18 protein-coding genes are annotated in these 24,613 nt (G+C 67.6%); 9 read left to right on the forward strand and 9 right to left on the reverse strand.

Translation table 11 applies throughout. The annotated features are described in order from the left end of the window. Nucleotides 1–332: 332 nt before the first annotated feature. Nucleotides 333–695, reverse strand: coding sequence for a DUF1294 domain-containing protein (locus LZD57_RS00005; RefSeq protein ID WP_233717063.1), 363 nt, complete (start codon nucleotides 693–695; stop codon nucleotides 333–335). 105 nt (nucleotides 696–800) lie between these two features. Between LZD57_RS00005 and radA the strand changes: the two genes are divergently transcribed. The 4 genes from radA (at nucleotide 801) to LZD57_RS00025 (ending at nucleotide 5,300) form a co-directional block, all read left to right on the forward strand. Continuing rightward, entirely contained in the window at nucleotides 801–2,204 is a 1,404-nt protein-coding gene (gene radA / locus LZD57_RS00010) for a DNA repair protein RadA (protein ID WP_233717064.1), read from the forward strand. A 102-nt stretch (nucleotides 2,205–2,306) separates the two neighbouring features. Next, nucleotides 2,307–2,945 carry a CvpA family protein gene (locus LZD57_RS00015; RefSeq protein WP_233717065.1) on the forward strand — a complete coding sequence of 213 codons (639 nt, stop codon included), beginning with the start codon at nucleotides 2,307–2,309 and terminating at the stop codon, nucleotides 2,943–2,945. A 130-nt stretch (nucleotides 2,946–3,075) separates the two neighbouring features. Further along, nucleotides 3,076–4,527 carry an amidophosphoribosyltransferase gene (gene purF / locus LZD57_RS00020; RefSeq protein ID WP_233717066.1) on the forward strand — a complete coding sequence of 484 codons (1,452 nt, stop codon included), beginning with the start codon at nucleotides 3,076–3,078 and terminating at the stop codon, nucleotides 4,525–4,527. 32 nt (nucleotides 4,528–4,559) lie between these two features. Beyond that, a complete protein-coding gene (locus LZD57_RS00025) occupies nucleotides 4,560–5,300 on the forward strand; it encodes an SDR family NAD(P)-dependent oxidoreductase (RefSeq protein WP_233717067.1) in 741 nt (246 codons plus the stop codon). Between the two features lie 40 nt (nucleotides 5,301–5,340). Here LZD57_RS00025 and LZD57_RS00030 read toward each other — a convergent pair whose 3' ends face one another. Next, nucleotides 5,341–6,480: an alpha-D-ribose 1-methylphosphonate 5-triphosphate diphosphatase gene (locus tag LZD57_RS00030; RefSeq protein WP_233717068.1), complete on the reverse strand. Its 1,140-nt coding sequence runs from the start codon at nucleotides 6,478–6,480 to the stop codon at nucleotides 5,341–5,343. A gap of 131 nt (nucleotides 6,481–6,611) precedes the next feature. Further along, nucleotides 6,612–7,160, reverse strand: coding sequence for a GcrA family cell cycle regulator (locus tag LZD57_RS00035; RefSeq protein WP_233717069.1), 549 nt, complete (start codon nucleotides 7,158–7,160; stop codon nucleotides 6,612–6,614). A 435-nt stretch (nucleotides 7,161–7,595) separates the two neighbouring features. On the opposite strand from LZD57_RS00035, the gene LZD57_RS00040 reads away from it, so the two are divergent. Genes LZD57_RS00040 through LZD57_RS00050 form a run of 3 tightly spaced genes read left to right on the forward strand, consistent with a single transcriptional unit; the run spans nucleotide 7,596 to nucleotide 10,756 of the window. Beyond that, nucleotides 7,596–8,810, forward strand: coding sequence for an aspartate aminotransferase family protein (locus LZD57_RS00040; RefSeq protein ID WP_233717070.1), 1,215 nt, complete (start codon nucleotides 7,596–7,598; stop codon nucleotides 8,808–8,810). Nucleotide 8,811: 1 nt separating this feature from the next. Next, a complete protein-coding gene (argF, locus tag LZD57_RS00045) occupies nucleotides 8,812–9,762 on the forward strand; it encodes an ornithine carbamoyltransferase (RefSeq protein WP_420844701.1) in 951 nt (316 codons plus the stop codon). Further along, the gene (locus LZD57_RS00050; protein WP_233717071.1) at nucleotides 9,755–10,756 is read left to right on the forward strand and encodes an Hsp33 family molecular chaperone; all 1,002 of its coding nucleotides are present in this window, start codon (nucleotides 9,755–9,757) and stop codon (nucleotides 10,754–10,756) included. The genes argF and LZD57_RS00050 overlap by 8 nt, the downstream gene beginning before the upstream one ends. Before the next feature lie 141 nt (nucleotides 10,757–10,897). Here LZD57_RS00050 and cysN read toward each other — a convergent pair whose 3' ends face one another. The 3 genes from cysN to cysQ all read right to left on the reverse strand — a co-directional run bounded on the left by cysN (nucleotide 10,898) and on the right by cysQ (nucleotide 14,602). After that, nucleotides 10,898–12,787, reverse strand: coding sequence for a sulfate adenylyltransferase subunit CysN (gene cysN / locus LZD57_RS00055; protein ID WP_233717072.1), 1,890 nt, complete (start codon nucleotides 12,785–12,787; stop codon nucleotides 10,898–10,900). Beyond that, nucleotides 12,787–13,713, reverse strand: coding sequence for a sulfate adenylyltransferase subunit CysD (cysD, locus tag LZD57_RS00060; protein WP_233717073.1), 927 nt, complete (start codon nucleotides 13,711–13,713; stop codon nucleotides 12,787–12,789). Before cysD ends, cysN begins: the two co-directional genes overlap by 1 nt. 79 nt (nucleotides 13,714–13,792) lie before the next feature. Continuing rightward, nucleotides 13,793–14,602, reverse strand: coding sequence for a 3'(2'),5'-bisphosphate nucleotidase CysQ (cysQ, locus tag LZD57_RS00065; protein ID WP_233717074.1), 810 nt, complete (start codon nucleotides 14,600–14,602; stop codon nucleotides 13,793–13,795). Between the two features lie 428 nt (nucleotides 14,603–15,030). Here cysQ and LZD57_RS00070 point away from each other — a divergent pair, with 428 nt between their 5' ends. Further along, nucleotides 15,031–16,290, forward strand: a complete 1,260-nt coding sequence (locus LZD57_RS00070; RefSeq protein ID WP_233717075.1) for a polysaccharide biosynthesis/export family protein — start codon at nucleotides 15,031–15,033, stop codon at nucleotides 16,288–16,290. 102 nt (nucleotides 16,291–16,392) lie between these two features. On the opposite strand, the gene LZD57_RS00075 is transcribed toward LZD57_RS00070, so the two are convergent. The 3 genes from LZD57_RS00075 to LZD57_RS00085 all read right to left on the reverse strand — a co-directional run bounded on the left by LZD57_RS00075 (nucleotide 16,393) and on the right by LZD57_RS00085 (nucleotide 18,532). Next, entirely contained in the window at nucleotides 16,393–16,845 is a 453-nt protein-coding gene (locus tag LZD57_RS00075; protein WP_233717076.1) for a hypothetical protein, read from the reverse strand. Nucleotides 16,846–17,057: 212 nt separating this feature from the next. Next, nucleotides 17,058–18,077 (reverse strand): LacI family DNA-binding transcriptional regulator, encoded by a 1,020-nt coding sequence (locus LZD57_RS00080; protein WP_233717077.1) that lies wholly within the window; start codon nucleotides 18,075–18,077, stop codon nucleotides 17,058–17,060. A gap of 236 nt (nucleotides 18,078–18,313) precedes the next feature. Then, nucleotides 18,314–18,532 (reverse strand): hypothetical protein, encoded by a 219-nt coding sequence (locus tag LZD57_RS00085; RefSeq protein WP_233717078.1) that lies wholly within the window; start codon nucleotides 18,530–18,532, stop codon nucleotides 18,314–18,316. Nucleotides 18,533–18,846: 314 nt separating this feature from the next. Here LZD57_RS00085 and LZD57_RS00090 point away from each other — a divergent pair, with 314 nt between their 5' ends. Next, complete coding sequence (locus tag LZD57_RS00090; protein WP_233717079.1) at nucleotides 18,847–24,327, forward strand: alpha-2-macroglobulin family protein; 5,481 nt, start codon at nucleotides 18,847–18,849, stop codon at nucleotides 24,325–24,327. Nucleotides 24,328–24,613: the final 286 nt, after the last annotated feature.

Here is a 24,613-nt window from a genome sequence, read left to right on the forward strand (position 1 = left end):
CTACAACTTCCGCCGCATCCTCGCCTGGCTGAAGCTTTTTGTCGCCTTCATCCAGGCCGCGATCATCAGCCTATTCGGCACCCGCCAAACCGCCGCCGCCGCTTAGGGAGCCTTCTTCACGGACAACGCCTGAAGAAGCGTTGAGTCGCGACCCTTGCCCATCGCCGCTGCGAGTTTGGGCGAAACCGGTTCAGACCTACCTGATTCCTTATCGGTGGCGTCCTTGTCTGGGCGCCTTGTGGTGAAACCCGCCCTATCTCCGGCAAACGGGGCCTTGAGGCGACGCATGCTCCGTTGATCAGCTCAACGGGAACCGTTGCTACCGACCCGCCTCATGCTCCGCTCGAGATGGTTCTGAACCATTCGACGGCGAGGTGAGGTCCAGAGACGATGAGGGTTGCGGCTATCGCCACGACGATGATGCCGTGGAGCACTGCAATCAGGAGCAACTGGGTTCGAAAGGGTTCCTTGTTGGTCTTGTGACGGAGCAGCTTTTGGCCGGCAATCGCGCCGACACTGCCTCCCATTAGCGCCAGGCTAAGGAGCCGTTGTTCGGAAATTCGCCATCCGCCTTGACGCGCCCGTCTCTTGTCGAACAGGAAGGCCAAATAGGCGGCGCAATTGATCGCGACGAGATAGGCCCCGATCGCGAGCATGATGATGCCATCCGTCAAAGTGCCGTCCATCGTGGTCATGCCGCTCCTGATGAAGTCTATGTATCGTGGTCGCTCGTCGGCCCATGGTCGTGCCGACTCGGAGCGGTCTCGATCATGCCGCTTCGGAGCTGCCCAGGGAATTTCATGCCCAAACCCAAGCTCACCTTCATCTGCCAGGCCTGCGGCGCGGTCTATACGCGCTGGCAGGGAAAGTGCGACGCCTGCGGCGAGTGGAACACCATCGTCGAGGAGAACGCCTCGGGTGGCATCGGCGGCGGGCCGCAACGGGGGGCTAGGCGCAAGGGGCGCCCGTCGGCACTCTTGCCTCTTTCGGGTGAGATCGAGGAGGCGCCGCGGATCGTCTCCGGTATCGCCGAGCTCGACCGGGCGACGGGCGGAGGCATCGTGCGCGGCTCGGCGATCCTCATCGGCGGCGATCCCGGCATCGGCAAGTCGACGCTTTTGATGCAGGCGGCGGCGGCGCTGGCGCGGCGGGGCAGTTCGGTCGTCTACGTCTCCGGCGAGGAGGCGGTGGCGCAGGTGCGGCTCAGGGCGCAGCGGCTGCAGGCGGCCGATACCGACGTCCAGTTGATGGCCGAGACCAATGTCGAAGACATCCTGGCGACGCTGGCCGAAGCCAAGCGTCCCGACCTCCTGATCATCGATTCGATCCAGACGCTGTGGTCCGACTTCGCCGAATCGGCGCCCGGCACGGTGACGCAGGTGCGAGCCGGCGTGCAGGCGCTGGTGAAATACGCCAAGTCCTCCGGTGCCGCCGTCATCCTCGTCGGCCACGTCACCAAGGACGGCCAGATCGCCGGCCCCCGCGTCGTCGAGCACATGGTCGATGCGGTGCTCTATTTCGAAGGCGAGGGCGGCCATCATTTCCGTATCCTCAGAACCGTGAAGAACCGCTTCGGCCCGACCGACGAGATCGGCGTCTTCGAGATGGGCGGAGAGGGCCTCAGGGAAGTCGCCAACCCGTCCGAACTGTTTCTCGGCGAGCGCAACGCCAAGTCGCCGGGCGCGGCGGTCTTCGCCGGCATGGAGGGCACACGGCCCGTTCTGGTCGAGATCCAGGCCCTCGTCGCCCCCTCGGCGCTGGGCACGCCGCGCCGCGCCGTCGTCGGCTGGGACCAGCCGCGGCTCGCCATGGTGCTCGCCGTGCTCGACGCCCATTGCGGCGTCCGGCTCGGCCAGCACGACGTCTATCTCAACGTCGCCGGCGGATTCCGCATCTCCGAGCCGGCGGCCGATCTCGCCGTCGCGGCGGCGCTCGTCTCGTCGCTGTCCGGCGCGCCGCTGCCGTCCGACTGCGTCTATTTCGGCGAGGTCAGCCTGTCCGGCGCCGTGCGCCCCGTCGCCCATGCGGCGCAGCGGCTGAAGGAGGCCGAAAAGCTCGGCTTCTCCCGCTCCGTCCTGCCGGACTCGACCGCAGATCTGCCGAAATCCCACGGCATGCGGGTGGAGGCGGTGGAAGCGCTGCCAGATCTCGTCGCCAAGGTCGCGGCCGGAGGCTCGATTCACGGCTCCGGCGAAGAGGCTTGAACGCCCCGCGAATCTTTTAGTGAAAATCATGCCGTAAAACGGTAATGGGGTGTTCGGCCGCGACGGGCCGCCGCCGACCCCTCGACCCTGGAAGTCTCTACGATGTCACTCACACTGCTCGACGCCAGTCTCGTTGCGATCATGCTGGTTTCGGCCCTGCTTGCGATGGTGCGCGGTTTCTCGCGCGAGGTTCTGTCGATCGTCGCCTGGGCGGTCGCGGCCGTCGTCGCCTTCCTGTTCTACGGCGAGCTGACGCCCTATGCCGAGCAGTACATCTCCTCGCGCACGGTGGCGATGGCGGCCTCGGCGGCGGCGATCTTCATCGTCACGCTGATCATCGTCTCCTTCATCACGCTCAGAATCGCCGATTTCATCATCGACAGCCGCATCGGCGCGCTCGACCGGGTGCTCGGCTTTCTGTTCGGCGCGGTGCGGGGCCTGCTTCTGGTCGTCGTCGCCATGCTGTTCTTCAACTGGCTGGCGCCAGAGAACCAGCCGGAATGGATCGCCAACGCCGCCTCCAAGCCCTATCTCGACGACCTCGGAAAGCAGCTCGTCGCCGCGCTCCCGGAAAATCCGGAGGGCCTGATCATGGATCAGATCGACAATCTGAAGGAAGGCGGCGAGCCGGCGGAGGGACAGGCGCCGGCGGGCGAGGAGCCGACGACGATCGACGGCGCCATCCAGGGCTCGGAGCCGGCCAGTCCCGCCCCGGACGTCGACGAGGGACCGACGAATTGACGCGCTTTCGCGTCGGTGCCGGCGGCAAGAGGGGTGCGGCGAACGCTGCGCCCCCGACGCACGACTCGCGCTCTGCGACGAGAGTCCCTATATCTCTCCCATCACACCAGCCAGCGGAACGCGGATAGACATGGACGAGACGCCGTTCGGCGACGACACGCTGCATGAAGAATGCGGCGTTTTCGGCATTTTCGAGCGGGCGGACGCCGCCGCCGTGGTGACGCTCGGGCTGCATGCCCTCCAACATCGAGGCCAGGAAGCGGCCGGCATCGTTTCCCACGACGGCGCCCAGTTCCACGTCGAGCGCCACGCGGGACTGATCGGCGACACCTTCACCAAGCCGCAGGTGCTGGAACGTTTGCCCGGCACCTCGGCGATCGGCCACACCCGCTACGCCACCACCGGCGGCGGCGGCCTCAGAAACGTCCAGCCGTTCTTCGCCGAGCTGTCGGCCGGCGGCTTCGCCGTCGCCCACAACGGCAACATCACCAACGCCATGACGGTGCAGCGCGAGTTGCAGCGGCGCGGCTCGATCTTCTCCTCGACCTCGGACACCGAGACGATCCTGCATCTCGTCGCGACCAGCGGGGCGCGGGCCTTCGTCGACAAGCTGATCGACGCGCTGTCGCGGCTCGAAGGCGCCTTTTCGCTGGTGGGCCTCTCGGCCAGTTCGATGATCGGCGTGCGCGATCCCCTCGGCATCCGGCCGCTCGTCCTCGGCGAGCTCGAGGGCTCGGTCATCCTCGCCTCGGAAACCTGCGCGCTCGACATCATAGGGGCGGAGTTCGTCCGCGACGTCGAGCCCGGCGAGATGGTCGTCGTCACCGAGAGCGGCGTCGAGAGCGTCTTTCCGTTCCAGTCGCGCCGGCCACGCTTCTGCATTTTCGAATACGTCTATTTCGCCCGGCCGGACTCCAACGTCGAGGGCCGCAACGTCTACGACATCCGCAAGAAGATCGGGATGGAGCTCGCCCGCGAGAGCCATGTCGATGCCGACGTCGTCGTGCCGGTGCCCGATTCCGGCGTGCCGGCGGCGATCGGCTACGCCCAGGAGGCGGTGCTTCCCTTCGAACTCGGCATCATCCGCAACCACTATGTCGGGCGCACCTTCATCCAGCCGACGGATTCGATCCGCCACATGGGCGTGAAGCTGAAGCACAACGCCAACCGGATGATGATCGAGGGCAAGCGCGTCGTCCTCGTCGACGACTCGATCGTGCGCGGCACCACCAGCCAGAAGATCGTGCAGATGGTTCGCGAGGCCGGCGCCCGGGAGGTGCACATGCGGATCGCCTCGCCGCCGACCTCGGCCTCGTGCTTCTACGGCGTCGACACGCCGGAAAAGGCCAAGCTCCTCGCCTCGCGCATGACCATCGACGAGATGGCGGAATTCATCCAGGTGGATTCGCTCGCCTTCCTGTCGATCGACGGGCTCTACCGGGCCTGCGGCGAGACGGAGCGCTCGAAGATCTCGCCGCAGTTCTGCGATGCCTGCTTCACCGGCGACTATCCGACCTCGCTGACCGATCAGGACGGGGCGGACAACGTCCGTCAGCTGTCGCTGCTCGGCGGGGCCGGCTGAAGGCAAAGAGGACGAAAGGGGAGGAGATGCCGATGGCCGGACGGCTCGAAGGCAAGACTGCGCTGGTGACCGGCGCTTCGCGCGGCATCGGCTATCAGATCGCCAAGCAGATGGCGGCCGAAGGCGCCCATGTGATCGCGCTGGCGCGCACCGTCGGCGGGCTGGAGGAACTCGACGACGAGATCAAGTCGGCGGGCGGCTCGGCCACCCTCGTTCCCCTCGACCTCACCGACATGGGCGGCATCGACCGTCTCGGCGGGGCAATCAAGCAGCGCTGGGGCAAGCTCGACGTCCTGGTGGCGAATGCCGGTCTTCTCGGCGTCCTCTCGCCGATCGGCCACATCGAGGCGAAGGTCTTCGAAAAGACCATGACCGTCAACGTCACCTCGACCTGGCGGCTGATCCGCTCGGTCGATCCGCTGCTCAAGGCCGCTGACGCCGGCAGGGCGATCGTCATGTCCTCGGGCGCGGCCCATTCGGCCAAGGCCTACTGGTCGCTCTATGCGGCGACGAAGGCGGCCTGCGAGGCGATGGTCCGCTCCTGGGCCAACGAGACGATGAACACGCCCTTGCGCGTCAACGCCGTCAATCCGGGCGCCACCCGCACCCGCATGCGCGCCGAGGCGATGCCCGGCGAAGACCCCAAGAACCTGCCGACGGCCCGCGAAGTGGCCGCGAAGATCCTGCCGCTCGCTTTTGACGACGTCACCGAGACCGGGAAGATCTTCGACGTACGGGAGGGGCGGTTTCTGAGCTATCGGGACCCGGCCTGACGCAATCCGGCTGCTGCCGCCCAAACCATACAGCGGCCGTTCACCCCACCCGCCGTCCTTGCCGCCATACGGCGCGGACCACCGGTGGCTCACCGGGCGCATGCGCCACCCGGATCAGATCGGCCCGCATGCCCGCGGCGACGATGCCGCGGTCGGTCAGGCCGACGGCCGCAGCGGGATTGGCGGTGGCAAGCCTCACGGCAGCCGGCAGCGGCACCTTTCCGCCTTCGGCCAAGGCGAACACCGCCTGGATCAGGCTGAACGGCACGTAGTCCGAGGAAAGCACGTCGAGCAGCCCGGCGCGCATGAGGTCGATCGCCGAGATGTTGCCCGAATGCGAACGGCCGCGTACGACGTTCGGCGCGCCCATCAGAACCTTCATGCCGGCGGCGCGCGAGGCTTCGGCCGCGGCGATCGTGGTCGGAAACTCCGAGATCTTCGTGCCGAGCGCGATCGATTCCTCGACATGGGCGATCGTCGCGTCGTCATGCGATGCGAGCGCGATGCCGCGCGCCAAGCATTCGGCCGCGATCGCCCGGCGGTGTGGGCCGGCGTTTTTCTCCGACTGGGCGATGCGGGTGCGGGCGAAGGCCTCGAAATCGGCCTCGCTCATCTTGAACTTGTCCGTCAGATAGGCCCTGAGGGCAGCCAGATCGTGGAACTGGCGCTGGCCGGGCGCATGATCCATCAGCGAGACGAGCTTCAGCCGCGGATGATCCTTCAGGAGATCGAAACCCTCGACCACGTCGTCGGCCGAAACCTCGCAGCGCAGGTGGACGAAGTGCTCGGCACGCAAGCGCCCTTCGGCCGTCGCCCGTTCAATCGTCGCGACGAGAGTTGCGACGTCTTCGGCACCCGTGCGGGTGTTTTCGTCGGAGCCGACGCGCGCCGCGTCGAAGACCGTGGTGATACCCGACGTCGCCACCTGGCCGTCATGGGCCTGCACAGCCGCCATCGCGTTCCAGACGACGCCGGAGCGCGGGTTGAGGTGCCCCTCGATCTGGTCGGTGTGGAGTTCGACGAGCCCGGGCATGAGATAGTCGCCGCCCATGTCCTCGCCGCCGGTCGATCGCGATGGAAGGATCTCGGCGATGCGGCCGTCCTCGACCGCGACGGCCCCTTCGACGATCGTGTCGTCGAGGACGATGCGGGCGTTGGCGAAGATCGACGGGTCGGTCATGGCGTGTTCCCTCATGGCGGAGCTCGCCGGCCTGCCGGCGACGACCATGCCGTCGGACGAACAAACGAAAAGCCCGTGGCATCGTCTGCCCCGGGCTTTCGGTGGAAGCCGCAAAAATTCGGCAGCTCGCCTCAGCGGACGCGCCGCCGCTCCGTCACCGCCTGAAAGGCGAGCTTGGCGTGGAAGGAGCAGTAGGGCGTACCCTCGCCGGAATGATCGCCGCAGAAGTGGAAGTCCGGCGACAGCGGATCGCCGATCGGCCACTTGCAGGTCCGCTCGGTGAGCTGCACCAGCGACAGCTTGCGCATCATCGGAACCACTTCGGCGCCCTTGCGCGCGACCGGTTCGACCTTTTCCTCGATCTCGTCCTCGACCTCGACCTTCAGCGCCGTCGCGCCCATGGTCCGGGCGACGGGCCGGCTGGTCTGGATGACCTGGGCGGCCATGACCTGCGAGGCGACGACGCGCGGGGCCGCGGCGACTTGCGGCTCGGGAACCGCGGCGACGACGGGCTTTTCTTCCGGCGCCGACTTTGCACGGGATTCCAGCTTCAGGCGATGCACCTTGCCGATGACCGCATTGCGGCTGACGCCGCCGAGCTTCTCGGCGATCTGGCTGGCGCTGTGGCCTTCGGACCAGAGTCGGCGCAGCATCTCCACGCGTTCGTCCGTCCAACCCATTGGCTTGCTCCTTCTTCACGGAAGCGGCGCCCGGAATCCAACACCCTCCCGCGCAAGCCAATGCGCGGATGGGGACACAAGATGTAGGGTGAAACTAGGTCCGCCGCTCGAAGTCTAGTATCTAAGCACGGAATTTACCGTATCGCCCGACTCGCTGACAAGAGTCGCATGGCAAGGAAACGACGCTTCCGATGTTTTTCCCCAGCCAATATGGGTATTGCGCGCGGTAAAACCAGCGTCCCGTGTGGGGCTGCGGGCCGTCCATGCCGCAAATTCGAGGCTCTTGCCTCGCAACGCGCCAGGGGGCATGTTATAGGAGCGCATCCGAGACATCGGAAACGCATGCGAAGCCTGCCCTGTCGGCAGGCTTTGACGTTTTCAGGGGCATCGCCCGTCAGCCTCGCGGCACGGCGCTCCAAGAAGAGTTGACACACCATGGACAAACAGCCGATCGATCCGTCTCCTCTCTACCAGACCTATCAGCGCGCGCCGCTCGCCTTCGAGCGCGGCGAGGGCGTTTGGGTGGAGACGCGAGACGGCCGACGCTTCATGGACCTGTCCGGCGGTGTCGCGGTCAACGTTCTCGGCCATGCCCATCCGCATCTCGTCGCGGCACTGAAGGACCAGGCCGAGAAGCTGTGGCACACTTCCAACCTCTTCGAGATCCCCGGCCAGCGCCGGCTGGCGGAGCGGTTGACCGCCAACAGCTTCGCCGACAAGGCGTTCTTCGCCAATTCCGGGGCAGAGGCCCTGGAATGCGCGATCAAGACCGCGCGGCGCTACCACTACGTCTCCGGCCAGCCGGAGCGCTACCGCATCCTCACCTTCGAGGGCGCCTTTCACGGGCGGACGCTGGCGACGATCGCGGCGGGCGGTCAGGCGAAATATCTGGAAGGCTTCGGTCCGAAGGTCGAAGGCTTCGATCAGCTCCCGTTCGGCGACGAGGCGGCCCTGCGGAAGGCGGCGGCCGGTGCCGACGTCGCCGCGATCCTGATCGAGCCGATCCAGGGCGAGGGCGGCATCCGCAGCGTCCCGACGCCCTTCCTCAAGCTGATCCGCGAACTCTGCGACACCTACGGCCTGCTGCTGATCTATGACGAGGTGCAGACCGGCATCGGGCGCACCGGCCGCTTCTACGCCTACGAGAATTCCGGCGTGGCGCCGGACATCCTCGCCTCGGCGAAGGGGCTCGGCGGCGGCTTCCCGGTGGGCGTCTGCCTTGCCACGCAGGAAGCGGCCAAGGGCATGACTCCCGGCAGCCACGGCACCACCTATGGCGGCAATCCGCTGGCCATGGCGGTCGCCAATGCGGTGCTCGACGTGGTTCTCGAAGACGGCTTCCTCGAGGAGGTCCGCCGCAAGGCGCTGCTCTTCAAGCAGTCGCTCGCCTCGCTCGCCGACCGCTATCCCGAGGTGATCGAGGCGATCCGCGGCGAGGGCCTGCTGATCGGGCTGAAGATGCGCGTGCCGAACACCGAGATGGTCGCGGCGCTGCGCGAGGAAGCCCTGCTCGCCGCGCCGGCGGGCGACAACGTCGTCAGGCTGTTGCCGCCGCTGAACCTCACCGAGGAAGAGATCCGCACGGCCATGGAGCGGATCGAGAACGCGGCGGCGCGGCTGTCGCCGGCGCTGCAGCGCGCGAGTGCATGAGATGACGATGACGACGAGCGAGAACCCGCGCCATTTCCTCGACCTTTCGCAAGTCTCGAAGGGCGACCTCCGGTCGATCATCGACGACGCCTGCCGACGCAAGCAGCGCCTGCCGGGCGGCGACAAGCCGCTCGCCGGCAAGATGCTGGCGATGATCTTCGACAAACCGTCGACGCGCACGCGCGTTTCCTTCGACGTCGCGATGCGCCAGCTCGGCGGCGAGACGCTGTTTCTGTCCGGCGCCGAGATGCAGCTCGGCCGCTCGGAGACGATCGCCGACACGGCCCGCGTCCTGTCGCGCTTCGTCGACGCCATCATGATCCGCACCACCGAGCACGAGCGGCTGATCGAGATGGCGGAGAATGCGACGGTGCCGGTGATCAACGGCCTGACCGACGACACCCATCCCTGCCAGATCATGGCGGACCTGATGACCTTCGAGGAAAAGCGCGGGCCAGTGAAGGGCAAGGTCTTCGCCTGGTCGGGCGACGGCAACAACGTGCTCGCCTCCTTCGCCGAGGCCTCGGCGCGCTTCGATTTCGAGCTCCGGATCGCGACGCCGAGCGGCTCCGACCTCGACGGCCGTTTCATCGACTGGGCCCGGGGCGAGGGGGCGAAGATCCTGACGACCGAAGATCCCGTCGAGGCGGTTTCCGGCGCCGATTGCGTCGTCACCGACACCTGGGTGTCGATGGGGCGCGAGGACCGGGCGCGCGGCCACAACGTCTTCATGCCCTATCAGGTCAACGAGCGGCTGATGGCCCATGCCAAGCCCGAGGCACTGTTCATGCATTGCCTGCCGGCCCATCGCGGCGAAGAGGTGACGGACGACGTCATCGACGGGCCGCAGTCGGTGGTCTTCGACGAGGCGGAGAACCGCCTGCATGCGCAGAAGTCGATCCTCGCCTGGTGCTTCGGCGAGGTGACGTCCGGAAGTGCCGCGCATGGCTGAGAACGAACGCGTTCTTTCGGCGAGCGATCTCGTCGGCGACGACGCCGTCGTGCCCTTCGCGGTCGAGGCGCTGGATGCGCGCGGCCGCGGCGTGCAACTCGGCTCGATGCTCGACCAGATCCTGGCGCGGCACGATTATCCCGAGCCGGTGTCGCGGCTGCTCGCGGAAATGATCGTGCTGACGGTGCTGCTCGGCACCTCGTTGAAGTTCGAGGGCAAGTTCATCGTCCAGACCCAGACCGACGGGCCGGTGGACCTCCTCGTCGTCGACTATGCGACGCCGTCGAGCGTGCGGGCCTATGCCCGCTTCGACGAGGATGCGCTTCAAGCCGCCGTCACCGCGGGCGCAACGAGTTCGGAGGCGCTTCTGGGCAACGGCACCCTGGCTCTGACGGTCGATCAGGGCGCCTATACCCAGCGTTATCAGGGGATCGTCGAACTCGCCGGCCAGGGCATCGAGGCCGTCGCCGAGACCTATTTCCGCCAGTCCGAGCAGATCCCGACCACGGTGAAGCTCGCCGTCGCCAAGATCGCCCGACGCGGCGAGAACGGCTTCGTCGAAAGCTGGCGGGCGGGCGGGCTGATCGCCCAGTTCCTGCCGGAGTCGCCCGAGCGCATGCGCATGCCCGACCTTCCCGGCGGCGACCTGCCGGAAGGCGCGGAGGAATATGCCGAGGGCGACGAGTTCGACGACGCCTGGCTCGAGGTCCGGGCTCTGGTCGACACGGTCGATGCCTCGGAACTGACCGATCCCGAAGTCGGCGTCGAGCGCCTGCTCTTTCGCCTGTTCCACGAGCGCGGCGTCCGGGTGTTTCCCGCCGACAGGGTGATCGACGACTGCTCCTGCTCGCGCGAGCGGATCGGCGAGGTGCTGTCGAATTTCTCCGCCGAGGAAATCGAGGAGAGCATCGAGGACGGCGCCATCAAGGTCACCTGCGAATTCTGCGGGACGAACTACGAGTTCGATCCGAAGGAATTCCTGCAGGAAGAATAGGCGTCGCCACCACGGCCTTGCCGATGTCCGCAGGCCGAGGACGCTTGCGATCTTTTATTGTGTGTCGGCGATGTCCGGCAGGATGGCGGGGCGGCATTCGCTCCGTCCGAAGCACGGTCAGCACCGCCGCCCCGCCTTCGCTCAGATGTACCCCTGCTCGCGCAGATACTCGACGACCTGGTCGGCGAGTTCCTCCGGCGCGGCCATGCCGCCGGCCAGCGTGATCTCGGCCCGTTCGGGCGGCTCGTAGGGGCTGTCGATGCCGGTGAAGTTCTTGATCCGGCCCTCGCGCGCCTTTTTGTAGAGACCCTTCGGATCGCGCTTTTCGGCGACGTGCAGCGGCGTGTCGACGAAGACCTCGACGAATTCGCCCGGCTCCAGCAGATCACGCGCCAGCCGCCGCTCGGAGCGGAAGGGCGAGATGAAGGAGCACAGCACGATGACGCCGGCGTCGACGAACAGCCGCGCTGCCTCGGCGACACGACGGATATTCTCCACACGGTCCACCTCGGTGAAGCCGAGATCGCGATTGAGCCCGTGGCGGATGTTGTCGCCGTCGAGCAGATAGGTGTGCTTGCCGAGGGCGAAGAGGCGCTTCTCGACGAGGTTGGCGACGGTCGACTTGCCGGCGCCGGAAAGGCCGGTGAACCAGATCGCCGCCGGGCGCTGGCCCATCGCCTCGCCGCGGCGATGCTTGTCGAGATCGACCGCCTGCCAATGGATGTTCGACGCCCGCCGGAGCGCGAAGTCGATCATGCCGGCGCCGACGGTCAGATTGGTCAGCCGGTCGATGACGATGAAGCCGCCGGTCTCGGGATTGTCGGCATAGGCGTCGAAGGCGATCGGCTCGCGGAAGGACAGGTTGACGACCGAGACCTCGTTCAGATCGACCTTCTTGGCAGCCAGATGCTGGAACGTGTTGACGTCGACGTTGTACTTGATTTCGGTGACGGAGCCGGGCACCGTCTTGGTGCCGATCTTGAAGAGATAGGGGCGGCCCGGCACGAGCGCGTCGTCATGCATCCAGATGAGATGCGCCGAGAACTGGTCGGCGACTTCCGGACGCTGGTTGGCGTCGCACAGCAGATCGCCGCGGGAGATGTCGATCTCGTCGGTGAGCGTGATGGTCACCGCCTCGCCGGCGATGGCGTTCTCCTTCTCGCCGTCGTAGGTGACGATCGACTTCACCGTGCTCTTGCGCCCGGAAGCCGCGACCACGAGTTCTTCGCCGACGCTCACGGTGCCCGAGGCGAGCGTGCCGGAATAGCCGCGAAAATCGAGGTTGGGACGGTTCACCCATTGCACCGGGAAGCGCAGCGGCCGCTCGGTCTCGGCCCCGCGCACGTCGACCGCCTCGATGTGTTCGAGCAGCGTCGGCCCGTCATACCAGTCGAGATTCGCGCCACGCTGGGTGACGTTGTCACCGAAGCGCGCCGACATCGGGATCGGCTGGATGTTCTCGAAGGCGAGGACGTGGGCGAAGGAATTGTAGTCGGCGAGGATCTTCTCGAAGACGTCCTGCGAATAGCCGACGAGGTCGATCTTGTTGATCGCCAGGACGACGTTCTTGATGCCGAGCAGCGAGGCGATGTAGGAGTGCCGCCGCGTCTGGGTGAGGACGCCCTTCCTCGCGTCGATCAGGATGACCGCGAGATCGGCGTTCGAGGCGCCGGTCGCCATGTTGCGGGTGTACTGCTCGTGGCCGGGGGTGTCGGCGACGATGAACTTGCGCTTTTCGGTGGCGAAGAAGCGGTATGCGACGTCGATGGTGATGCCCTGCTCGCGCTCGGCTTCCAGCCCGTCGACGAGAAGTGCGAAGTCGATGTCCTCGCCGACCGTGCCGTGCTTGGCGCTGTCCTTCTGCAGCGTCGCCAGCTGGTCCTCGAACAAGAGCTTGGTGTCGTAGAGCAGTCGCCCGATCAGCGTCGACTTGCCGTCGTCCACCGAGCCGCAGGTGAGGAAGCGCAGGAGATCCTTGCGCTCCTGGCGCGAGAGATATTCGGCGAAGGCCGCGGGATCGAAATTGTCCATCAGAAATAGCCCTCGCGCTTCTTCTTCTCCATCGATCCGGCCTCGTCGTGGTCGATCAGGCGACCCGAGCGCTCCGAGGTCCGGGCGATCAGCATTTCATGGACGATTTCCGGCAGCGTGGCGGCCGGCGACTCCATCGCCGCGGTCAGCGGGTAGCAGCCGAGGGTGCGGAAGCGGATCAGCCGCATCTCCGGCGTCTCGCCGGGGGCGAGCGGCAGCCGCTCGTCATCGACCATGATCAGCATGCCGTCGCGCTCGACCACGGGGCGCTTGGCCGCGAAGTACAGGGGGACGATCGGGATGTTTTCCTTCAGGATGTACTGCCAGATGTCGAGTTCGGTCCAGTTCGACAGCGGGAAGGCGCGGATCGACTCGCCCTTGCGGACGCGGGCGTTGTAGATGCTCCACAGTTCCGGCCGCTGGTTCTTCGGGTCCCAGCCGTGATTTTCCGTCCGGAACGAGAAGATGCGCTCCTTCGCGCGGCTCTTCTCCTCGTCGCGGCGCGCGCCGCCGAAGGCCGCGTCGAAGCCGTATTTGGTCAGCGCTTCCTTCAAGGCGTCGGTCTTCATGATGTTGGTGTAGACCGAGGAGCCGTGGGTGAACGGCGTGACACCCTGCTTCACGCCCTCCTGGTTGGTGTGGACGATGAGGTCCATCCGCGCGTCCTCGGCCGCCTGGTCGCGGAAGGCGATCATCTCGCGGAATTTCCAGGTCGTGTCGACATGCAGCAGCGGGAACGGGGGCGGCGAAGGATAGAAGGCCTTCTTCGCCAGATGCAGCATGACCGAGGAGTCCTTGCCGATCGAATAGAGCATCACCGGATTGCGGAACTCGGCCGCAACCTCGCGCATGATGTGGATCGATTCGGCCTCGAGGCGCTGGAGATGGGTGAGTTGGTGTGCCTTGACGGGTAGCGATGCCGACATCGGTCGATCAGTCCTTCATTCCGGCGATAAGACGGCGGGTTCGAAATCGCCATGGCGCCACGGCGAATGATCGAAACTCTCAGAAACCATCGTCCGCCAATTTCGTGGCGAGCAGAGGGTCGGCGAAGGCGACGAAGTGCGGATTGGCGAAGTCGACGTCGTCTTCCTGCCGGCGCTTGCCGTAGCGAAGCGGTGCGCCGTCGAGGGTGGTGACCATTCCGCCGGCGGCCCGAAGCACGGCGTCGCCGGCGGCCGTGTCCCATTCCATGGTCCGGCCGAGCCGGGGGTAGACGTCCGCCTCTCCCTCGGCGACGAGGCAGAATTTCAGCGACGACCCGCGGGAGACGAAGCGCTCGACGTCGTAGCGCTTCAGCCATTCTTCCGTCTCGGCAGAGCCGTGCGAGCGGCTGCCGACGGCGACGAGCCGCCGCGGCGCCTTGCGGGCGGCGATCGCCCGACGCTCACCGAGCGTGCCGTCGGCGACCTCCGCCGTGAAGGCACCTTCGCCGACGGAACCCGCCCACAGCTTGCTGAGGGCGGGGGCGTAGACGACGCCGGCGATCGGCACGCCGTCTTCGACGAGGGCGATGTTGACCGTGAAGTCGCCGTTGCGGTTGACGAATTCCTTCGTCCCGTCGAGCGGATCGACCAGAAACAGGCGGTCGGCCTCTTGCGGCACATGGCCGGCCGAAACGGCTTCTTCCGCGACGACGACGATGTCCGGCGCCAGCTTCGCCAGCAGCGGCTTCAACGCCGCCTCGCATCGGATGTCGGCCTCGGTTACCGGCGAAGCGTCGGCTTTCGTCCGTGTGTCGAAGGCCGTTCCGTAGATCGCGAGTATCTCTTCGCCGCCCTTCAGGGCAATCGCGGTCAGCTCTGCAAGGGTCAATGCGGGCTCGCTCGTTCTTACCGAAGAAGGCCGTTCCCTTACGGAAAATCGGCGGAACAGACAACGCCGGCCGTCGGCACGTGGAATTCGCGTCTGCCGATGTTGCTTTGCAGCACGCATAGCAGATGGTCGCGACCGTGCAAGTCTCGCCCGGCGGCGGAGCATTCAGGCGCGGCCGCGAAAGCTTTGGAGGCGGGCAGCGGTTGTGTCAAATCGCGCACAGCCGCGGACGAAAACGTCACTGCGCTGATTTGCGGCCTGTACCTGACGGGCCGTTGGGATACTCTTGCGCCCGGAACTGCTGCGGGGGCAGCGATACGGCATGTCGAAGCGAGCGCGTCGGGGGACGAGGTCGCTTCGGACGTCGGGGTGAAGCGTGCGGCGCGGGAGCGCCGTCGCGGACACGTCGATGGAACCGGGGGACTTGAATGACGGCCAGGACGATGGCGTTTGGCGGGATGGCCGGTCGGGCCGGTCCGCATCGGCGTGGCGGGGCCGGGCTGGTTCTGGCGGTGCTGGCGGCGGGGCTTCTGTCCGGCTGTGCGGCGCTGCCCTCGGCGGGGCCGACGGCCGGCGCCTTCGTCGGCAACGTCGACGAAAAGGCGGTGCAGTGGCGAGACGGCTATCTCCTCGTGCCGGTCGACGACGCCGTCCTCGCCTATCAGCATGAGGAGCCGCGGCCGAGCTTTCGCGGCATCGCCAGCCGGTCGCTGCCCTCCGACACCGGCATCGGCGTCGGCGACGTCGTCCAGGTGACGCTGTTCGAGGCCGGCGTCGGCGGGCTGTTCTCCTCGCTGAACGCCGGCGGCCAGGGCTCGTCCTCGGTGCACCTGCCCGAGCAGCAGGTCGCCCGCGACGGCTCGATCACCATTCCCTATGCCGGCCGCGTCCGGGTCGCCGGCTCGACCGCTTCGGCCGTCGAGCAACGCATCGTCGCGGCTCTGAGAGACCGGGCGATCGAGCCGCAGGCCGTCGTCGCCGTTTCGCAGGGCAATTCGACCGCGGTGACGGTGACCGGCGACGCGGTGCAGGGCGCCTCGGTGCCGATCCCGGCTTCGGGGCTGAAGATCCTCGACCTGATCGCCCGGGTGGGCGGGCCGAAGACGCCGATCTACGAGACCGCCGTGTCGCTGACCCGCGGCGGCCGGACGGTGCAGATGCCGTTCTCCGAACTCGTCAACGATCCGACCGAGGACGTCTATGTGCGGCCCGGCGACGTCGTTCTCCTGACCCGCCAGCCGCGCACCTACGTGGCGCTGGGCGCGACCGGCAAGAGCGACCAGCTGCCGCTGCAGGGCTACGAGATGTCGCTGGCCGAGGCGCTCGCCCAGGTCGGCGGGCTGAACCCCGCCCTCGCCAACCCGAAAGGCGTCTTCGTGCTGCGCCGCGAGCCGGGGGCGGAGATGGTCGCCCGCTACGAGGGCCAGGCCTTCACCCGCGCCGCCCCGGGCGAGGACGCCACCCGCCTCGCCGGCGAGATCCCGGTGATCTACCGCTTCGACCTGCGCCAGCCCTCCGGCCTGCTCCACGCCCAGGACTTCCGGATCCACGACGGCGACATGCTCTATGTCGCGACCGCCCCCTTTGTCCCCGTCAAGCAGGCCCTCGACGCGCTCAGCGGCGTCGTCACCCCGGCGCTGACGACCGTCAATACCGCCGCCGTCCTGTCGACGCGGCTGAGCAAATAGGACGCGGCGTCCGGCGCGGTCTCGAAGAACGACATCGAGAGGCCGCACGACAGCCCCGCCTCGGCTCATCATGCCGGGTTGACGGAAGACGACGGAGGCGGCTCAGCCCTTCGCCGGAACGATCGTCACCAGCGCGTCGGACGGATAGACGGATTCGTAGAGCACGCCGTCTCCCGGCATGAAACGCATCACCGTCTCGCCGTGGGTGTCGGCCATCTCCAGCGTACCGTCGCTTTCGGCCCGCCACTGCGACACGCGCGAAAGCTGCGAAGAGCTGCAGTCGGGCAGCAGCGGCGCGGGCTCGAACGCGCCCGAGTTCGGCCGGCTTCCGAGGATCTTGCAGCTCTCACCCGATCTGAGATCGATCAGCCGCATGGCGGAAGGCTTGGCGTCGCTCGCCCGGACGGATCCGACCATCGTCGGATCCACGGTGACGACGCCGGGTCCGACGAGGGGCGCACCGAGGCTGGCGCCCGGCTCCGGAGCTGCCTGGAGCTTGGCGACCAGGACGAGAGCCGCGACGCCGGTGCCGAGAACGGTGGCCGTGAAATTCATGGGCTCATTTCCGTTAAAATTGACTGAACCCGATTATCCACCCGAAAAGCTTAACCGAACGTTGAGACTGCGCGGCGATCGTCATCTTTCGTTATGAATTTGGCGTGATCCTTTCCGGCAGAAGCCGCAGGTCGAGGCCATCTTCTGCGCTGGAAAGCCTTGTGGGAAGGCGTCCGCAAGCCAGGCGCGAAACCCGGGCTTCAAGCGCAGCTTCAGTCTTCGCCGGCGGCGCCGCAGGACCGGCGCACCTTCAGTTCCGGCCTGATCAGCGTCGTGTGCTCCATCGCCGGGGTTCCGCTCAGCCGTTCGAGCAGGGCGCTGGCGGCGCGCTCGCCGACCTCGCTCTGGCCGTTGGAGACGGTGGTCAGCGGCGGCGTCGCGATGGCCGCCTCCTCGATGTCGTCGTAACCGACGACGGCAATGTCGACGCCCGGCCTGACGCCGCCGCGGGCGAGGCCGTACATGAGGCCGAGGGCGACGAGATCGGAAAAGCAGACGATCGCCGTCGGGCGTTCGGCGAGAGCCAGGAAAGTCGCGGCGGAATCGAAGCCGGAGTGGCGGTCGCGCGGGCCCTCGATCCGCCACTCCGGCCGGAATGAGATCTCGGCGCGATGCAGGCCGTCCAGATAGCCCGTCTCCCGCTCCCGGCCGGTGGAAGTGGCTCTGGTGCCGCCGATCATCGCGATCGACCGGTGGCCGAGCGAGACCAGGTGATCGACGGCAAGGCCTATCCCATAGGCGTCGTCGCCGCGAAATCCGTGGACGCCCGCGCCCTCGATCGTGCGGGCGATGAGGATCACCGGCAGGCCGTTCTCCTCGGCAAGGCCGATGTCGGCCGCCGGCGTGCCCAGCGCCGGCGACAGGATCAGCCCGTCGGCGCCGAGCTGCAGCAGCGTGTCGACGAAGGCGCGCTGCTTCGACAGGTCGTCATGGTGGTTGCACAGGATGAAGGTCTGGCGGTTCCGGTCGAGTTCGCTCTCGATCGAGCGAAGGATCTCGCCGTAGAAGGGATTCATCACGTCGTGGACGCAGACCCCGACGATTCCCGACCGCGAGGTTCGAAGCGAGGCGGCGCGGCGATTGTAGATGTAGCCGAGCTCGCGGGCGGCCTCCTTGATCCGCTCGCGGGTCACGTCCGCCACCAGCGGGCTGTCCCTCAGCGCCAGCGACACGGTCGCGGTCGACAGCCCGAGGGCCTCCGCGATGGTCGACAATTTCACCTTCTGCGCCACGAACGCCCGATGCTTTCCTTCAAACCGATCGGCGATCTATTGCAAAAGCAGCGGGACGCGGGAAGCCCCGGATGTCGGTCGATCCGTCCGCCGCCGCAGATGGCCGGCCGAAACGGCGAAAACCGCCCCGGGGAGGACGGGGCGGTTTCCGTGGGCTGGCCGGCCCCTCGTGAGCGGCGGGGAGGGGGACCGGTGACGGGGCATGGCCGGACAGCGGGAAGACGGATCGGTTCGGCTCAGTGGCAGGACTTGACGCGCTTCCAGACCCAGAGCTTGTTGCCGCACTCGTCGTAGCCGGCGAAGACCTTCTGCTTTTCGACGTGGCAGACCTTCTCGTAGCGGACGGTGTCGTAGCCGTAGTGCGGCTTGTGCCAGCTCTTGGCACTGGCCGGGGCCGAAAGGGCGGTGCCGGCGACGACGACGGTGGCGAGGGCGATGAGGGTGTTGCGGATCATTGTCGGGCTCTCCTGAGGGTTTGATCGGTGCCGGTCTGTCGACCTTGGCGTCTTGCGTGCCGGTCGTCTCGACCGATGCCCGACGAGTGAAAAGCCCAGAGCCGATTTTGCGCAGTACCGCCCGAAAAGCCCCTCGGCGGAAAATCGGGCAAGCGTCGGCGGCGCTTCGAAACCGCGCCTCCCGCGACCGCCGGATGGCCGTTTCGCCGGCCGCTCGTGCGATCACCGAATCTTTTGCCGGCATCGACTAGTCGCCGACCTTGCTTCGTCGTAATGAACGCTCGGGGCGAAACTGACGTTGGGAGAGTCGATCCGTGCAAGGGTTCGGCGGTTTTTGTCTCAAGGCTCTGGCCTTCACCGTCCTTTTCGGTGCCGGCCTTTCGGCCGCCTTCGCCCAGGCGAGCGGCGAGCGCAACGTGGTGGTCACGCGCGACGCGGACTATTTCGGCCGCGACTACGACATCCTGAAGAACACCGACCTCGACGGTTGCTCGGCGGCCTGCAAGGCGGACAGGCGCTGCAAGGCCTTCACCATCAACGAGCGCAGCCGGTGGTGCTTCCTGAAGGACGGCGTGGGCGAGTTGCGCCGGGTCGCCGGCGCCGTCTCCGGCGAGATCGTCGAAGCTCCGGCCGTCGACGAGACGACGGTGGCTGCCCGCGCGAAGGAACTCGACTTCATCCCCACCGCCGGCGTCGAGGCGGCGAATCGCTACCGGCTTGAGCTTGCCGGGGCCGAGCGCGACGAGGAACTCGCCGCCGTTCCCGCCGCCGGCCTCGCCAGCCGGGCGCAGTCGGCGCTGGCCTTTCCCGAGGCGATCCGCCTGTGGCGGGAGGTGCTGAAGCGCGAACCGCTCGACCGGGACGCCTGGCAGAGCCTCGCCTCCGCCGCGCTCGCCTACCAGCCCAGCGACTACGACGAGCAGCGGCAGAACGCGGCCTTGCGCAAGAACGCGGCCGTCAACGCCTATCTCACCGCCGACGGCGACGGGGAAAAGGCCGCTGCGCTCGCGGCCATCGCCGGAAGCTTCGAGGCCGAGGAAAACTGGAAATCGGCGATCCGCGCCTATCGCCGGAGCATCGCCATGGCGAGCGATCCGGAGGTCGAGACCCGCCTTGCATCCGTCGTCGCCTCCCACGGATTCCGGATCGTCGAGCACACCGTCGACAACAATGCCGCGAGCCCGCGCATCTGCCTGACCTTCTCCGACCAGCTCTCGCGCACGCTGACGAGTTCGGAAAATCCCGGCGACTATCTCGCCATCGAGGACGGCGACGCCCTGCCCGTGACCGCCGACGGTTCGCAGATGTGCGTGGACGGGGTGAAGCACGGCGAGCGCTACCGCATCGTCGCCCGGCCCGGCATCACCTCCGTCGACGGCGAGACGCTGACGAAGGCGGCCGAGTTGTCGGTCTATGTCCGCGACCGCGACCCGGCGGTGCGCTTTGCCGTGAACGCCTATGTCCTGCCGTCCGGCGGCAACGCCACGATCCCCGTGGTCACGGTCAATGCCGACACGATCGAAGCGAAGGTCCAGCGGATCGGCGAACGCGGCCTCACCGGCGCTTTGTCGAGCGGCCAGTTCCTCAAGGCCCTGTCGCAATGGCAGATCGACGAGATCTCCGGCGAGAGCGGCGAGGACGTGTGGACCGGGACCGTCTCGGTGCAACGCGAGACCAATGCGGAGACGACCACCGCGATCCCGGTCTCAGAGATCGCCGGAGAGATGAAGCCCGGCGTCTACGTGCTGTCGGCCAAGGCGAAGAACGGCCCGCAATATCCGGACCAGCTCGCCACCCAGTGGTTCGTCGTGTCCGATATCGGCCTGTCGACCTTCTCCGCCGTCGACGGCTTCTACGTCGTCGCCCGTTCGCTCGGCAGTGCCGCGCCGCTGCGCGACGTTTCGGTCGAGCTGATCGCCGCCAACAATCAGATCCTCGGAGAGGGAACCAGCGACGCCGACGGCCATCTGCGCCTGCCGGCGGGGCTGATGCGCGGCACCGGCGGCGACCGGCCGTCGCTGATCGTGGCGAAGAAGGGAGCCGATTTCGTCTTCCTCAATGTCGGCGACACGCCTTTCGACCTCACCGACCGCGGCGTCGACGGCCGCGCCCCGGCAGGGCCGATCGACGTGTTCCTGACCGCCGATCGCGGCATCTACCGGGCCGGCGACACGGCACATTTCAATGCGCTCGCCCGCGATGCGGCGGGCAAGGCGATGGCCGGCCTCTCCCTCACCGAAATCGTTAAACGGCCGGACGGCGTCGAGTTCTCGCGCCGAAACGTCTCGGACTTCGCGGCCGGCGGTTACGCCTTCGATCTCGCCGTGCCGGGCGGGGCGATGCGCGGCCTTTGGAAGGTCGCGCTCCACACCGATCCCAAGCAGCCGGCGCTGGCCGAGACGAGCTTCCTCGTCGAGGACTTCGAGCCCGAGAAGATCGACTTCGACATCGCGACCGCCGCCGAGGCTCTCGATCCGGCGTCGCCGCCGAGCGTCACGGTCGATGCGCGCTATCTTTTCGGCGCGCCCGCCGGCGATCTCGAGGTGAACGGCGAGGCGGTGCTGACGGCCTCCTCCGGTATCGCGGCCTATCCCGGCTATTCCTTCGGCCTTTCCAGCGACGCGGTGACGGCGACGCGCCAGCCCTTCGACGCGGCACGCACCGATGCGGACGGCAAGGCGGAGCTTTCGATGGCCGCCTTCGAGCCGCCGGCGACGACGCGGCCGCTCTCGGCCGAGCTGCAACTGCGCATCGTCGACGCCAGCGGCAAGCCGGTGGAGCGGGCGAGGAGCCTGCCGGTGGCTGGCTCGAGCCAGCGGATCGGCCTCAAGCCGCGCTTCGCCGGCTCGGTGCCGGAAGGCTCTGAGGCCGGATTCGACGTCATCGCCATCGACGCGGACGGCCAACGGGTCGCCGCGTCCGGGCTGACGTGGGAACTGAAGAAGGTTCGCGTCGACTTCCAGTGGTATCAGACTTCCGGCTCGTGGAACTACGAGCCGGTGAAGTCCGCCTCGCGCGTCGCCAGCGGAACGCTCGACGCCGGAACGAACGAGCCCGCGGCGCTGTCGCTGCCGGTCGAATGGGGCGAATACGAGCTTTCCGTCGTCGATCCGTCGGGCGTCGCCGTCCCGGCGAGCCTCACCTTCGACGCCGGCTGGTACGTCTCGGCCACCTCGCTCGACACGCCGGACGTCGCGCAGGTTTCGCTGGACAAGCCGTCCTACAGTGTCGGCGAGACGGCCAGGGTGAAGATCGAGCCGCGCTTTGCCGGCAAGGCCGAGATCTTCGTCATGGACGAGCGGATCGTCGCGCGACAGACCGCCGACATTCCCGCAGACGGCGGCACCGTCGATCTGCCGGTCACCCGCGACTGGGGGCCCGGCGCCTATGTCGCGGCGGTGGTCTACCGGCCGATGGATCTTGCTGCCAAGCGCATGCCGGGCCGGGCGATCGGCATCGCCCACGTCACCGTCGAGCCGGGTGATCTGGCCCTGTCCGTCGCGATCGACGCGCCGGAAAAGATCACGCCGCGGCGGACCGAGGAGATCGGCATCAAGATCGACGGCGTCGCCGCCGGCGAGACCGCCTACGTCACGCTGGCGGCCGTCGACGTCGGCATTCTGAACGTCACCGGTTTCGAGCCGCCGTCGCCGAAGGGCTATTATTTCGGCCAGCGGCGGCTCGGCGTCGAGATCCGCGATCTCTATTCCAAGCTGATCGACCGGATGGCCGGGGCGCCGGGCACGGTGCGCTCGGGCGGCGATGCCGGGGCGAGCTACGAGAGCCCGCCACCGATGGACGAGCTGGTCTCGCTCTATTCCGGCCCGGTCGCCGTGGATTCGGAGGGCCGCGCCACCGTTGCCCTCGACATCCCCGACTTCAACGGCACGCTGAAGCTGATGGCCATCGCCTGGTCGCCCTCGGCCGTCGGCGAAGCCAGCCGCGACATGGTGGTCCGCGATCCGATCGTCGTCGCGGTGAGCCGTCCGGCGTTCCTCGCGCCCGGCGACACCTCGCGGCTGGCGGTCGACGTGACCCATGTCGAGGGACCGGCCGGCGAGGCGACGCTGTCGCTGCGCGGCGGCGGCTCGATCGTCTCGCTCGGCGCCGACGAGGAGACCAGGCTGACGCTCGCCGAGGGCGGCCGCGAGCGGGTGCTCGTGCCGGTGACGGGAGAATCGATCGGCGAGGCGACGATCGAGGTGGCGCTCGTGACGCCGTCGGGCGAAACGCTGCGCAAGACCCTCGTCCTGCCGGTCCGCTCCAACGCTCCGAAGGAGGTCGACAAGTCGCGGCTCGCCATCGCGGCGAATGGCGGCCGGCTCGGCCTCGATCCGCAGCTCTTTTCCGGCTACGTACCCGGAACCGCGTCGGCGACCATCTCGATCACCGGCGCCGCCGAGTTCGACGTCGCCGGGGTGGTGCGCGGCCTCGACCGCTATCCCTATGGCTGCACCGAGCAGCTGACCTCGCGGGCGATGCCGCTGGTCTATCTCGACCAGACGATCCTCTCGGCCGGTCTCGGAAACGGGGAGGACGTGAAGAAGCGGGTGAACGACGCGATCGCCGGCGTTCTCTCCAACCAGGCCTCGAACGGCTCCTTCGGCCTCTGGGGCCCCGGCTATGGCGACCTCTGGCTCGACGCCTACGTCACCGACTTCCTCACGCGGGCGCGCGAGGCCGGCTACGACGTGCCCGAAGAAGGCTCCACCCTCGCCGTCGACAATCTGCGCAACAGCCTTTCCTACCTGCCCGAAAAGCCCGACTGGGGGCCGGTGGCCTACGCCTATTACGTCCTCGCCCGCAACGGCAGGGCTTCGATCGGCGACCTGCGCTACTATGCCGACAACGAGTTGGCGGGCTTCCCGACCCCCCTGTCGAAGGCGCAGATGGCCGCGGCTCTGGCGCTCTACGGCGATCGGATCCGCGCCGAGCGGGTGTTCCGGGATTCGATCGACGACACCATGACGCCCCAGTCCAACGTCGCGCGCTCGGACTACGGCACGGCGCTGCGCGACGATGCGGCCGTTCTGACCCTCGGCCTCGAAACGGCGGTCGACGGCGTTTCCTTCGACGAACTGGTCACCAAGGTGAACGCCCAGCGCCGCAGCCAGCGCTACACCTCGACCCAGGAGGACGCGTGGTCGCTGCTCGCCGCCCATGCGCTGCTGGGCCGCAATCCGCCGAAGCTGACGGTGGCCGGAAAAGAGATCGAGGGTCCTTACTCCGCCTCGCTCGACGGGGACGACGTCGCGGCCGGAATCGACATCGCCAACCGGGCCGCGACGCCGGTTTCGGCGGAAGTGACGATCCGCGGCGTGCCCGAGGTCGCGCCGCCCGCATCGAGCAACGGCTATGCCGTCGCGCGCAGCTACTACACGCTCGAAGGCGAGCCCGCGGATCCGTCCCGCATCGGTCAGAGCGACCGGCTGGTGGTCGTCGACGAGGTGACGCCGCTCGACGTCGGCCCGGCCCGGCTGATGCTCGACGACCCTCTGCCGGCCGGCTTTTCCATCGACAACCCGGCGATCCTGCGCGTCGGCGACGTCGCCACCCTCGACTGGCTGGAGCTTTCCGGCGAGGCGGCGCACACCGAGTTCCGCGCCGACCGGTTCCTGGCGGCGATCGACCAGGGCCCGAACGACACGGCGACGCGGCGCTTCGCCTATATCGTCCGGGCCGTCGCGCCCGGCGAGTTCGAGCATCCGGCGGCGACGATCGAGAACATGTACGATCCGAGCCGCCGCGGTCGCACCGACGCCGGCCGGGTGACGGTCATCGGGCCGCTTCGGTGAGGAGGTTGGCGGGACAGGGCACGACCGGGGGCCCGGACTCGGCTTCCGGTCCATCGGCGCCGCGTGACGATACGCGGTGTGCACCGGCGGGGCGGTTCGCGAATGCCGCCGTCATCCTCGGGCTCGTCCCGAAGATCGACTGCAATGTCCGCCACAAGATCCCGAAAAAGCCATCTCTCGCCGACGGCCGTGCCACCTCGCCGGCGGCGATGGATCCCTGGGACAAGGCCGGGGAGGACGACTTGGAGACGTTAGCGCCTCTTGGTGGACGGTTCGTCGACCCGGG

The sequence above is a fragment of the Jiella avicenniae genome (genome assembly GCF_021390325.1).
GTDB lineage: Bacteria > Pseudomonadota > Alphaproteobacteria > Rhizobiales > Rhizobiaceae > Jiella > Jiella avicenniae.